At 69.9% G+C, this 10968-nt stretch carries 12 protein-coding genes; 4 read left to right on the forward strand and 8 right to left on the reverse strand.

Translation table 11 applies throughout. From position 1 onward, the window contains the following. Positions 1 to 68: 68 nt before the first annotated feature. From AB0J68_RS16465 to AB0J68_RS16480, 4 genes are read right to left on the reverse strand one after another with little or no spacing between them, the layout of a single operon-like run. Positions 69 to 851: an ABC transporter permease gene (locus AB0J68_RS16465; RefSeq protein ID WP_363939197.1), complete on the reverse strand. Its 783-nt coding sequence runs from the start codon at positions 849 to 851 to the stop codon at positions 69 to 71. Next, positions 851 to 1756 carry an ABC transporter permease gene (locus AB0J68_RS16470; RefSeq protein ID WP_363939199.1) on the reverse strand — a complete coding sequence of 302 codons (906 nt, stop codon included), beginning with the start codon at positions 1754 to 1756 and terminating at the stop codon, positions 851 to 853. Before AB0J68_RS16470 ends, AB0J68_RS16465 begins: the two co-directional genes overlap by 1 nt. Continuing rightward, a complete protein-coding gene (locus AB0J68_RS16475) occupies positions 1753 to 2904 on the reverse strand; it encodes an ABC transporter ATP-binding protein (RefSeq protein ID WP_355063032.1) in 1152 nt (383 codons plus the stop codon). The genes AB0J68_RS16470 and AB0J68_RS16475 overlap by 4 nt, the downstream gene beginning before the upstream one ends. Positions 2905 to 2909: 5 nt before the next feature. Beyond that, positions 2910 to 4094: a spermidine/putrescine ABC transporter substrate-binding protein gene (locus AB0J68_RS16480; RefSeq protein WP_354854257.1), complete on the reverse strand. Its 1185-nt coding sequence runs from the start codon at positions 4092 to 4094 to the stop codon at positions 2910 to 2912. A 216-nt stretch (positions 4095 to 4310) separates the two neighbouring features. On the opposite strand from AB0J68_RS16480, the gene AB0J68_RS16485 reads away from it, so the two are divergent. Continuing rightward, entirely contained in the window at positions 4311 to 4823 is a 513-nt protein-coding gene (locus tag AB0J68_RS16485; RefSeq protein WP_354854255.1) for an Lrp/AsnC family transcriptional regulator, read from the forward strand. 102 nt (positions 4824 to 4925) lie between these two features. Here the strand turns inward: AB0J68_RS16485 and AB0J68_RS16490 are convergent, their stop codons facing one another. Then, a complete protein-coding gene (locus AB0J68_RS16490) occupies positions 4926 to 5120 on the reverse strand; it encodes a DUF397 domain-containing protein (protein ID WP_355063030.1) in 195 nt (64 codons plus the stop codon). After that, positions 5111 to 5854, reverse strand: a complete 744-nt coding sequence (locus AB0J68_RS16495) for a Scr1 family TA system antitoxin-like transcriptional regulator (protein ID WP_363939203.1) — start codon at positions 5852 to 5854, stop codon at positions 5111 to 5113. The genes AB0J68_RS16490 and AB0J68_RS16495 overlap by 10 nt, the downstream gene beginning before the upstream one ends. Positions 5855 to 6498: 644 nt before the next feature. On the opposite strand from AB0J68_RS16495, the gene AB0J68_RS16500 reads away from it, so the two are divergent. Both AB0J68_RS16500 and AB0J68_RS16505 read left to right on the forward strand, forming a co-directional pair. Further along, positions 6499 to 7845, forward strand: a complete 1347-nt coding sequence (locus tag AB0J68_RS16500; protein WP_355063029.1) for an aspartate aminotransferase family protein — start codon at positions 6499 to 6501, stop codon at positions 7843 to 7845. A 2-nt stretch (positions 7846 to 7847) separates the two neighbouring features. Next, entirely contained in the window at positions 7848 to 9224 is a 1377-nt protein-coding gene (locus AB0J68_RS16505) for an FAD-binding oxidoreductase (protein WP_363939204.1), read from the forward strand. A 26-nt stretch (positions 9225 to 9250) separates the two neighbouring features. On the opposite strand, the gene AB0J68_RS16510 is transcribed toward AB0J68_RS16505, so the two are convergent. Next, a complete protein-coding gene (locus AB0J68_RS16510) occupies positions 9251 to 9619 on the reverse strand; it encodes a DUF3499 domain-containing protein (RefSeq protein ID WP_354854249.1) in 369 nt (122 codons plus the stop codon). 151 nt (positions 9620 to 9770) lie between these two features. On the opposite strand from AB0J68_RS16510, the gene AB0J68_RS16515 reads away from it, so the two are divergent. Next, positions 9771 to 10220, forward strand: coding sequence for a metallopeptidase family protein (locus AB0J68_RS16515; RefSeq protein ID WP_007455785.1), 450 nt, complete (start codon positions 9771 to 9773; stop codon positions 10218 to 10220). Positions 10221 to 10281: 61 nt separating this feature from the next. Here AB0J68_RS16515 and AB0J68_RS16520 read toward each other — a convergent pair whose 3' ends face one another. After that, positions 10282 to 10539 (reverse strand): WhiB family transcriptional regulator, encoded by a 258-nt coding sequence (locus AB0J68_RS16520; RefSeq protein WP_007455784.1) that lies wholly within the window; start codon positions 10537 to 10539, stop codon positions 10282 to 10284. Positions 10540 to 10968: the final 429 nt, after the last annotated feature.

Raw genomic sequence — 10968 nt, forward strand, 5'->3', positions numbered from 1 at the left:
GCCCGGCATCGTGTCCGCCGCGCTGCTGGCGTTCTCGTTGAGCTTCGACGACTTCATCATCACGAACTTCAACGCCGCCCGCGCAGCGAGCTGAGCCCGACCAGCAGCAGCGCGATGGCGAACATCGCGGTGCCGATGACGTTGACCTGCGGCGGGATGCCCCGCTGGGCGGCGCCCCAGACGTACATGGGGAACGTGACTGTCGTGCCGGCGTTGAAGTTCGTGATGATGAAGTCGTCGAAGCTCAACGAGAACGCCAGCAGCGCGGCGGACACGATGCCGGGCAGCACCAGCGGCAGGGTGATCCACCGGAAGGTCTGCCACTCGTTGGCGTAGAGGTCCATGGCGGCCTCCTCCAGCCGCCGGTCCATTCCGGCGAGCCGCGCCTTGACCGTCACCACCACGAACGACACGCAGAACATCACGTGCGCGATGACGATGGTCCAGAATCCCTGCGGCACCCCGGCCGAGACGAACAGGGCCAGCAGCGACGTGCCCATCACCAGCTCCGGGGTGGCCATCGGCAGGAAGATCAGCACGTTGATGCCGGACCGGCCGCGGAAGCGGTGCCGGACCAGCGCGAACGCCATCAGGGTGCCGAGCACTGTGGCGACCACCGTGGCGATGAAACCGATCTGCACGCTGCGCACGACCGCGTCGCACATGTCGGAGGTGGCGCAGGGCTGCCGCCAGTTGTCCAGCGTGAACTCGTTGAAGTCGTACGACAAGCGGCTCGACGGGCGGTTGAACGACAGCCCGGCCACCACCAGGATCGGCAGCGCGAGGTAGCCGAGCACCAGCAGCGCCACGATCATCACCCAGCGGTCGGCCAGCCAACGGGAGACCCGCATCAGAGCACCTCCTCCGTGCCGGCCCTGCGCAGGTAGCCGAAGACCACCGCGAGGATCGCCGCCATCAGCAGGAACGACAGCGCGGCGCCCTGCGGGTAGTCCAGCCGGACCAGGAACGCCGAGTCGATGACGTTGCCGATCATGTATTCGTTCGGGGTGCCGAGCAGTTCGGCGTTGATGTAGTCGCCGCTGGCCGGGATGAAGAACAGCAGCGTGCCGGCGACCAGGCCGGGCATGGACAACGGCAGGGTCACCCGGCGGAACGCCTGGAGGCCGCTCGCGTACAGGTCGCTCGCCGCCTCCAACAGCCGGGGGTCCAGCCGCTCCAGGCTCGCGTACAGCGGCAGCACCAGGAACGGCAGGAAGTTGTACGTCAGGCCGAGCACCACAGCGAACGGCGTGGCCAGCAGCCGGCCGTCCGGCGCGAGCAGGTGCACGTCGCGCAGCAAGCCGACCAGCGCGCCGTTGTCCGACAGGATCGTCTTCCAGGCCAGCGTGCGGACCAGGAAGCTGGTGAACATCGGCGCGACCACGCACACCAGCAGCAGGTTCTTCCACCGGCCGGCCTTCTGCGCGATGGCGTACGCCAGCGGGTAGCCGAGCAGCAGCGCCAGCACCAGGGCCAGCCCGGCGTAGCCGAACGAGCGCAGCAGCTGCGGCCAGTACGCCTGCACGACGTCCGGATAGTTGCCGAACGCCCACGTCATCGCGTACCCGGTGGAGAGCGAGCCGCTGGGGTCGTAAAGGCTCGCCGCGGCGAGTTGCAGCAGCGGCACGCCGAAGAACACCAGCAGCCAGACCGCGCCGGGCAGCAGCAACAGGTATGGCAGGAGCCGGAACCGCCCGGACCGGGCGGCCGGTGGCGGCGGCAGCTGCCCCGGTTTGGTGGGGGCCAGGAGGGTCATGACGACGCGCCCACCGGCTCGTCGAGCACCGGCGTGGTCCGGTCGGTGTCGGCGGCGTCGCGGGCCAGCAGGAAAGCGTGGCGCGGATCCCAGTACGCCACGGCCTCGCTGCCCACCGGCACCCGCGCCTCCGCGCCGTTGTTCGCCACGAAGACCGACAGCTCGGTGCCCCAACCGGTGCGCAGCAGGTACTGCGTGCTGACCCCCACGTAGGAGGCGTCGGTGACCACCCCGGTGACCAGTTGGTGTCCTTGGGGGACCTGGTCGGCGGAGCCGACCAGATGCAGCTTCTCCGGGCGTACCCCCAGGTGGACCGGACCCCGGTCGGCGCGCGACCGGCCGGCGGGCACCGAGAAGCGCGCGCCGTGCGCCGTCACCGCGACCTCGCCGCCGCTCGTGCCGGCGGCCTCGCCAGCGAGCAGGTTGGACTGGCCGAGGAAGTTCGCCACGAACGCGGTGGCCGGGAACTCGTAGAGGTCGGCCGGGGCGCCCTGCTGCTCGATCCGGCCGGCGTTCATCACCGCGACGGTGTCGGCCATGGTCATGGCCTCCTCCTGGTCGTGGGTGACGTGCACGAAGGTGATGCCGACCTCGGTCTGGATGCGCTTCAGCTCGATCTGCATCTGCCGGCGCAGCTTCAGGTCGAGCGCGCCCAGCGGCTCGTCGAGCAGCAGCACCTGCGGCTGGTTGATCAGAGCGCGGGCCAGCGCGACCCGCTGCTGCTGGCCACCGGAGAGCTGGGCCGGGCGACGCGGGCCGAAGCCGTCGAGCTGCACCAGCGACAGCATCCGCCGGACCTGGTCGTCGACCGAACGGATGCCGCGCCGCCGCAGCCCGAAGGCCACGTTCTCGAAGATGGTGAGGTGCGGAAAGAGCGCGTAGCTCTGGAAGACCGTGTTGACCGGCCGCTTGTACGGCCGCAGCCGGGCGATGTCGGTGTCGCCGAGCAGCACCTGGCCGCTGGTCGGCTCCTCCAGCCCGGCGATCATCCGCAGGGTGGTGGTCTTGCCGCAGCCGGACGCGCCGAGCAGCGCGAAGAACGAGCCCTGCGGGATCGTCAGGCTGAGGTCGTCGACGGCGGTGAAGATGCCGAACCGCTTGGTGAGGTCGGCCAGGCGCAGATCGCCTGCGGGTGTCTCGCGTGTCATCCCCGTCACGCCCCGATGACCTGCTGGAACTTGCCCTCGTACTCCTTCTCCTGCTTTTCGTCCAGGGCCATGAACACCTTGGACTTCGCCAGCAGCGTTTCGTCGGGGAAGATCAGCGGGTTGGCGGCCAGCTCCGGGTCGATCTTCTCCATCTCGGCCTGGGCGCCCTTGACCGGACAGATGTAGTTGACGTACGCGGCGAGCTTCGCCGCTGCCGCCGGCTCGTAGTAGTAGTTGATCAGCGCTTCGGCGTTGCCCTTGTGGGTGGCCTTGTTCGGGACCATCATGTTGTCGCTGAACAGCATCACGCCGGAGTCCGGGGCGACGAACTGCACCTTCTCGTTCTCACTGGAGAGCTGGATGACGTCCCCGGACCAGCCGATGCACGCGGCGATGTCGCCCTTGGCCAGATCGGGTGCGTAGTCGTTGCCGGTGAACTTGCGGATCTGCCCGGAGTCGACGGCCTTCTTGAGCTTGTTGAGCGCGTCGTCGAACTGGGCGGCGGTGAAGTTCGACGGGTCGTGCCCGTTCGAGCCGAGCAGCAGGCCCATGGTGTCGCGCATCTCGCTGAGCGCCGTCACCTTGCCCTTGAGGTCGGGACGGGTCAGCAGCTCGTCGACGGTCCGCAGCTCCTTGGTGACGCTGCCGTTGTACGCCAACCCGGCCAGGCCGGACTGCCACGGAATCGAGATCCGGTTCTCGGTGTCGAACGAGCGGTTGAGCAGCGACGGCAACAGGTTCGCCTGGACGTTCGGGATCTTCGCCACGTCGAGCTTCTGGATCCAGCCGAGCCGGATCATTCGCGCGGCCATCCAGTCGGTCAGCACGATGATGTCCCGGTCGGTGCTCTGGCAGGCGGCCAGCTGGTTCTGCACCTTGCCGAAGAACTCGTTGTTGTCGTTGATGTCCTCGGTGTAGGTGACCTGGATGCCGGTCTTTGTGATGAACTCGTCCAGGCTCGGCCGCTTGGACTCGTCCTTCTCGTCGACGTCCATGTACTGCGGCCAGTTGGAGAAGGCAAGCTTCTTCTCGGTGCCGGACAGGTCTTCGCTGACGCAGCCGGCCTCGGTCTGCTGGGCGCCCTTGGTGCCGCAGCCGGCGAGGCTGCCGCCCGCAGCGAGCAGGGCGGCCGATCCGAGAGTGCCGGTGAGCAGTCCACGCCGGGAGAGGGGCCGGAGGGGAGTACGCATGACGACTCCTAGGGGTCATCGTCGGCGGGCGGGACGGGGGAGGCGCGCGCCGTCGGGAATGTCGGGAGGCTCAAGTACCAGGGACGACTGATCCTGACATGAGAGACCCTCTCTCACAAGGGATTCCGTTGCGGGGTTAGCGATGCACGACGAAATACGCCAGACTGCGCGGGGACACACGCACGACATCACGATTCGGGACATGGGGAGCGCACGATGACGAACCGGCAGCACGAAAACGGCAACGGCGGTCGACGCGTCGCCGTACGTGAAGGTGCCAGTCACGCTCTGCTGGACGACGTGGCCAAGCAGATCATCGAACAGCTCCAGGAGGATGGCCGACGGCCGTACGCGACGATCGGCAAGGCGGTCGGCCTCTCCGAGGCGGCGGTCCGCCAGCGGGTCCAGCGGCTCCTCGACTCGGGCGTCATGCAGATCGTCGCAGTGACCGATCCGCTCCAGCTCGGCTTCCCCCGCCAGGCGATGATCGGGCTGCGTACCGACGGCGACCTGGAGGCGGTGGCCGACCGGCTGGCCGAGCTGGACGAGGTCGACTACGTGGTCATCACCGCCGGGTCGTTCGACCTGCTCACCGAGGTGGTCTGCCGCAACGACGACCACCTGCTGGAGATCCTGCAACGGCTGCGCGCGGTGCCCGGCGTGCTCGCCACCGAGGCGTTCGTGTACCTCAAACTCCGCAAGCAGACCTACACCTGGGGTACGGCCTGACGGGCTTTTGATGGCGCCTGCCGGCTCTTGATCGACTCGGCTTTCAGGAAGTCGGGGTGTCCGGGTGGTCCTGATACCCCGGTTTCCGTGAACCCGAGTGGATCAGCGTGCCGTTGCCCGGACTGCGTCGACGAACGACGTCCAGGCGGTCGGCGCGAAGGTCAGGGTGCCACCGTCGCGGTCCTTGCTGTCGCGCACCAGCACCCGACCGGGCAAGTTGTCGGCCACCTCGACGCAGTCGCCACCGTTGTTGCTGCTACGGGTCGCGGTGCGCCAGCGCGCGTCGGTCATGTCCATGTCGCAGCCACTTCCCTGATCAGCTCGATCGACTGACGTTGGGGCAACGCCTCACCGGTGACGCTCTCCCACCTGCGTCCCAGGTTAGCGACGTCGAGAGGATCGGTCACGATCTGACCGCGGAGCTGGTTGTCGAGATACGCCAATTCGGTCCCGTCGGGCAGCCTGCCCAGCACGAAGGGGCCGGCCAACCCGGTGTGCCATGGGTTCTCGGCGGGAATGACCCGGACCTGCACGTGTTCCCACTCCCCCGCCGAGGCGAGGTGCCGGAGCTGCCCGGCCATCACCGAGCCGTCGCCGACCGGCCGGCGGAGCACCACCTCGTCGAGCACCGCGACGAGCTGGGGTGGGGCGTCGCGGCGAAGCACCGCCTGGCGGTCGATGCGGCTGGCCACGATCTGGTCCACTTCGGAGGGCGGGACCAGTCCGCCGGTGTTCAGGATCGCGCGGGCGTACCCCTCGGTCTGGAGCAGGCCCGGCACGAGCAGCGGCTGGTAGGAGCGGATCGAGGTGGCGTCCTGTTCCAGCTCGGCCCACGGTCGGAACCAGGGCAGATCGCGGCGGCGGAACGGCTCCGGCCAGAGGTCGGCGGCGTCGCGGCGCAGGACCTCGGCCACCGCGATCCGGGTACGCGGGTGCGGTATGCGCCCCGCGGCAAGCCACCTCGCCGCCGTCTTGGGGTCGACGCGGACCTTCTCGGCCAGCGACTCGACCGTCTCCCCCGCCTCGGCCATCGCCACCCGCAACGCCTCGTTCGCCACCGGATCCTCCCGCCCGCCGGGTGCACACTGCGGCGCACGATAGCCACGCTGCGTGTCGGTGTCCGCCGCCTACCGGCGTGTTGCGGTGAACGTGTTGACGCGCATTCAGAACGCTCCGCAACTGCCCCCAAGGCGCCCCACCCCCGTCCCGGCTGCTCGACCCGTTGCTCCACTCCCGTGATCGACTCGCTTGATCCACTCGACATCCCCGATATCGCGGCATCAACTCCGGCCCGACACCGCGACATCGGCGATACGGAGTGGATCGTGGCCGGCGGGCCGGGCCGGCAGGCCATCGCTCGCGTCCTTTGCTCTGCTTCAACCGGCGCAACACCCCGCGTCCGGATACCGGACGTGCACTGTTGCGTCCGTTGAAGCAGAGCAAAGGAGGCCGACCAGGGGTCAGCGGGCAGCCCGGCGCGCCCGCCGGGCACGACGAGCAGGGCCGACGCCCGTGCGGATTCCGTCGCGGCTAGGGCAATTTCTCGCCGAATCCGTCGTCCTTAGGCTTAGGCACTACCGATCACACTTGCTTTCCTGGGTCGTGCTGTGCGATAACCGTTGGCAGAGCGGCCGGCTTCACCCCTTTGACCGGCCCGACGACCGATGGGGCTGACATGGCCAACGCCACCGACCACCTCTGGATGCACTTCACCCGGATGGCGAGCTACTCCGCCGGCGAGGTGCCGACCATCGTGCGCGGCGAGGGCGCGTACATCTGGGACGCGCAGGGCCGCCGCTACCTCGACGGGCTCGCCGGGCTGTTCGTCGTCAACGCCGGTCACGGCCGCACCGAGCTGGCCGAGGCCGCCGCCAAGCAGGCCGGTGAGCTGGCGTACTTCCCGCTGTGGTCGTACGCGCACCCGAAGGCGGTCGAGCTGGCCGAGAAGATCGCCTCGCTCACCCCGGGCGACCTCAACCGGGTCTTCTTCACCACCGGCGGCTCGGAGGCCGTCGAGGCCGCGTGGAAGCTGGCCCGGGCCTACTTCAAGCGCACCGGTCAGCCCAACAAGCACAAGGTGGTCAGCCGCTACATCGCCTACCACGGCACCTCGATGGGCGCGCTGTCGATCACCGGCCTGCCCGGCATCAAGAGCGACTTCGAGCCGCTGGTGCCCGGTGGGATCAAGGTGCCGAACACCAACTTCTACCGGGCGCCCGAGCACGGCGACGACGCCGAGGCGTTCGGCCGCTGGGCCGCCGACGAGATCGGCCGGGCCATCGAGCGCGAGGGGCCGGACACCGTCGCCGCGGTCTTCCTGGAGCCCGTGCAGAACTCCGGCGGCTGTTTCCCACCCCCGCCCGGCTACTTCGAGCGGGTCCGGGAGATCTGCGACGCGTACGACGTGCTGCTCGTCTCCGACGAGGTGATCTGTTCCTGGGGTCGGCTCGGCGAGTACTTCGGCGCCGTGCGCTACGGCTACCAGCCGGACATCATCACCACCGCCAAGGGCATCACCTCGGGGTACGCCCCGCTCGGCGCGATGATCGCCAGCGACCGGCTGATGGAGCCGTTCCTCACCGAGACGGGCATGTTCGCCCACGGGGTGACGTTCGGCGGCCACCCCGTGTCCTGCGCGGTGGCCCTGGCCAACCTGGAGGTCTTCGCCCGCGAGGACCTCGTCGGGCACGTACGGGCCAACGAGGACGCGTTCCGCGCCACCCTGGAAAAGCTGCACGACCTGCCGATCGTCGGCGACGTGCGGGGCGACGGCTACTTCTACGGCATCGAGCTGGTCAAGGACAAGACGACCCGGGAGACGTTCGACGAGGCCGAGTCGGAGCGGCTGCTGCGCGGCTTCCTGTCGACCGCGCTGTTCCAGGCCGGTCTCTACTGCCGGGCCGACGACCGGGGCGACCCCGTCATCCAGCTCGCCCCGCCGCTGATCGCCGAGCAGCAGCACTTCGACGAGATCGAGCAGATCCTCCGCACGGTGCTGACCGAGGCGTGGTCGCGGCTCTGACCATGGGCTACGAGAATCTGTCGTACTGGCTGTCCAGCCTGGACGAGCCGCTCACGCCGCGGCCGGCGCTGCCCGGCGACACGGACGCCGACGTGGTGATCGTGGGCGCCGGCTACACCGGGCTGTGGACGGCGTACCACCTGGCCCAGGCCGATCCGACGCTGCGGGTCGTCGTCCTGGAGCGGGAGATCGCGGGGTACGGGGCGTCGGGGCGCAACGGCGGCTGGTGCTCGGCGCTCTTTCCCACGTCACTGACCGGGCTGGCCCGCCGGCACGGCCGCGACGCGGCTGTCGCCATGCAGCGGGCACTGCACGACACCGTCCGTGCGGTGGGCAGGGTGGTCGCGGCCGAGGGCATCGACTGCGACTGGGCCGACGGCGGCACCGTCACGCTCGCCCGCACCGGCCCGCAGCTCGCCCGGGCCCGGGCCGCCGTGGACGAGGCTCGCGCGTTCGGCTTCGGCGCGGACCACCTGGCGCTCCTCGACGCCGACGAGGCCGCGGCCCGGTGCGGCGCCGAGGGGGTACGCGGTGGGACGTACACCCCGCACTGCGCGGTCGTGCACCCGGCGAAGCTGGTGCGTGGTCTGGCGCGGGCGGTGGAGCGACTCGGGGTGCGGATCCACGAGCAGACCACGGTGACCGCGATCCGGTCCGGCGCGGCGGTCACCGCGTCGGGGACGGTGCGGGCGTCGGTGGTGGTGCGGGCCACCGAGGGGTACACGCCAATGCTGCCCGGCCTGCGACGCACGGTGGCGCCGGTGTACTCACTGATGGTGGCCACCGAACCGCTGCCGGCGCAGACCTGGGAGCGGATCGGCCTGGCGGATCGGGAGACGTTCTCCGACCACCGACACGTGATCATCTACGGCCAGCGGACGGCGGACGGTCGGCTGGCCTTCGGCGGGCGCGGTGCTCCGTACCATTTCGGGTCCCGGGTCTCTCCCGGCCAGGACCGGGAGCCACGGGTCTTCGCGGCGCTGCGGCGGACGCTGGGCGAGCTGTTCGGAGTGCTCGGGCCGGACGTTCCGGTGACCCACACCTGGGGTGGCCCGCTCGGGGTGGCCCGGGACTGGGCCGCCTCGGTCGGATTCGACCGGGCCAGCGGGTTGGCCTGGGCGGGTGGCTACGTCGGGGACGGGGTGGGTTCCAGTAACCTCGCCGGCCGCACCCTGGCCGACCTGATCCGCGGCGAGCGCAGCGAGCTGACCAGCCTGCCCTGGGTCAACCACCGCTCCCCCCGCTGGGAGCCGGAACCGTTGCGCTGGCTGGCGATGAACACGGCTCTGCGCGTCATGACCAGCGCCGACGCAAAGGAGATCCGAACCAACCGCCCCTCCCACCGCGCCAAAACCCTCTCCCGCCTCCTGGGGCACTGACCGCGCTGGGCGGGCCGGGTGGGGGGTTAGTGGTTTGGGGGGATTACTCGGAGGTGGCCTCGGCGGCCCGTCTGGTGGGGGCCTTCCGGGTGGGCCTGGTCGTGCTCCGGGGGGCGGGGGGCCGGGCGGGCGGCCTCGCGAACCGCCTCGGCCAGCGCCACCAGGTCGTCCGTGGTGGGCGGGGGCGGCTCGAACTCACCCTCGTGCCGCACCACGTCCCAGCCGCGCGGCGCGGTGAGGCTGCGGGCGTGCTGCTCACACAGGTCGTACGTGTGCGGCTCGGCGAACGCCGCCAACGGGCCCACCACGGCGGTCGACTCGTTGTAGACATAGGTCAATGTGGCGACCGCTTGCCGGGGACAGCCGTTACGGGAGCAGCGCCGTGGTGACCTCACGGCGGCAGGGTATCTCCATTACCGGGTCCGGCGCATCGCTTCGCGTTGCGACACGCCCGTCGCGGTGATCACAATCCCGGTTCGGGTCGCGCCGCGCCAGAGGAGTGCCGCTGCCGCTGGCCGGCCCGGCACGGGGACTACCCTTTGCGTCATGACGAGCCCGGAACACCGCCGCCCCGGCCCCGGCCGGCGTGCGCACCGCGACCGGCACGGGCGTGGCCTGCGCGGGCGTCTGGTGCCGGCGACCGTGCCGTTGGCGCGGACCAAGGCCGAGGTCTTCGACGATCTGGTGCTGGACACCGTCGAGACGTTGGAGCGGCGGTTCGCCAAGGAGCTGGCCGGTGTCGAGTTCGCCGTCGAGGACGTCCCACCGGATCTGAACGTCTACGACTCCGACGTGCTGGAGGACGGCGAGGTGCCGCTGGCCCGGCTGCTGCCCGGCCGCCCCGGCCGCCAGGAGGTGCCGCCGCGCATCGTGTTGTACCGGCGACCGCTGGAGTTCCGCGCCATGGACCGCGAGGATCTCGCCGACCTCGTCCACGACGTGATCATCGAACAGGTGGCGAACCTGCTCGGGGTCGACCCCGACGAGCTGGCCTGAGCCGCACGCGCCCGTACGACGGCTGAGCCGGGCGGCCCCCACCGCCCCGACCCTGCACCGCTCAGGCGGCCCGCCGCTTCAACTTGCGCCGCTCCCGCTCGGAGAGCCCACCCCAGATGCCGAACCGCTCGTCGTGGCCGAGAGCGTATTCGAGGCATTCGGTCTTGACCTCGCAGCGCGAGCAGATTCGCTTCGCCTCGCGGGTCGAGCCGCCCTTCTCGGGAAAGAACGCCTCGGGGTCGGTCTGCGAGCACAGGGCCCGCTCCTGCCACTCCGGCGCGTTTCCGAGCAGGTCGGCCACCTCAAGCTGGCCGTCCATCAAATGCCTCCTTGTCGCGCACCGGCGTCATCGCCGCTGCAACCCCCCACGCGAAAGGCGTGTTTGTTCGTCCGGTCCCTTTTGTTGCGTTCCGTGCGAACAACCCCATTCAAATTACACGCGTGTAATGCGTGCGCCGTCAAGCCAAACTTGATAATGGAGTCGCCCTCCCGACACCCCTGGTCGGCCACCAGGACCGTCCCAGCCTCGCAACCTGCCCTATCGATTCAGACCCCGGCCGAGTAACGCCCTCTCCGGCGAGTTGCCCGACTTTTCTGCCGTGGCGCTCCCCCCGACGGGCCACCGCCGGGAGAGCACCAGCCCCCTCTCGCAAAGCTGATCTTGGTGGGGGACAGGTTAACGCGGCGCGGCGCAGACCGCCCGTCGAGCCGTGGACAGCACTCGCACCCCGCCCACAATGTGGACGGG

Origin of the sequence: Micromonospora sp. NPDC049580, from assembly GCF_040675595.1 — a bacterium.
Classification (GTDB): Bacteria; Actinomycetota; Actinomycetes; order Mycobacteriales; family Micromonosporaceae; genus Micromonospora.

Excerpts from the sequence above, each read along its gene's own strand:
- AB0J68_RS16465 (WP_363939197.1), bottom strand. The coding sequence starts at position 851 with ATGCGGGTCTCCCGTTGGCTGGCCGACCGCTGGGTGATGATCGTGGCG.
- AB0J68_RS16470 (WP_363939199.1), bottom strand. The coding sequence starts at position 1,756 with ATGACCCTCCTGGCCCCCACCAAACCGGGGCAGCTGCCGCCGCCACCG.
- AB0J68_RS16475 (WP_355063032.1), bottom strand. The coding sequence starts at position 2,904 with ATGACACGCGAGACACCCGCAGGCGATCTGCGCCTGGCCGACCTCACC.
- AB0J68_RS16480 (WP_354854257.1), bottom strand. The coding sequence starts at position 4,094 with ATGCGTACTCCCCTCCGGCCCCTCTCCCGGCGTGGACTGCTCACCGGC.
- AB0J68_RS16485 (WP_354854255.1), top strand. The coding sequence starts at position 4,311 with ATGACGAACCGGCAGCACGAAAACGGCAACGGCGGTCGACGCGTCGCC.
- AB0J68_RS16490 (WP_355063030.1), bottom strand. The coding sequence starts at position 5,120 with ATGGACATGACCGACGCGCGCTGGCGCACCGCGACCCGTAGCAGCAAC.
- AB0J68_RS16495 (WP_363939203.1), bottom strand. The coding sequence starts at position 5,854 with ATGGCCGAGGCGGGGGAGACGGTCGAGTCGCTGGCCGAGAAGGTCCGC.
- AB0J68_RS16500 (WP_355063029.1), top strand. The coding sequence starts at position 6,499 with ATGGCCAACGCCACCGACCACCTCTGGATGCACTTCACCCGGATGGCG.
- AB0J68_RS16505 (WP_363939204.1), top strand. The coding sequence starts at position 7,848 with ATGGGCTACGAGAATCTGTCGTACTGGCTGTCCAGCCTGGACGAGCCG.
- AB0J68_RS16515 (WP_007455785.1), top strand. The coding sequence starts at position 9,771 with ATGACGAGCCCGGAACACCGCCGCCCCGGCCCCGGCCGGCGTGCGCAC.
- AB0J68_RS16520 (WP_007455784.1), bottom strand. The coding sequence starts at position 10,539 with ATGGACGGCCAGCTTGAGGTGGCCGACCTGCTCGGAAACGCGCCGGAG.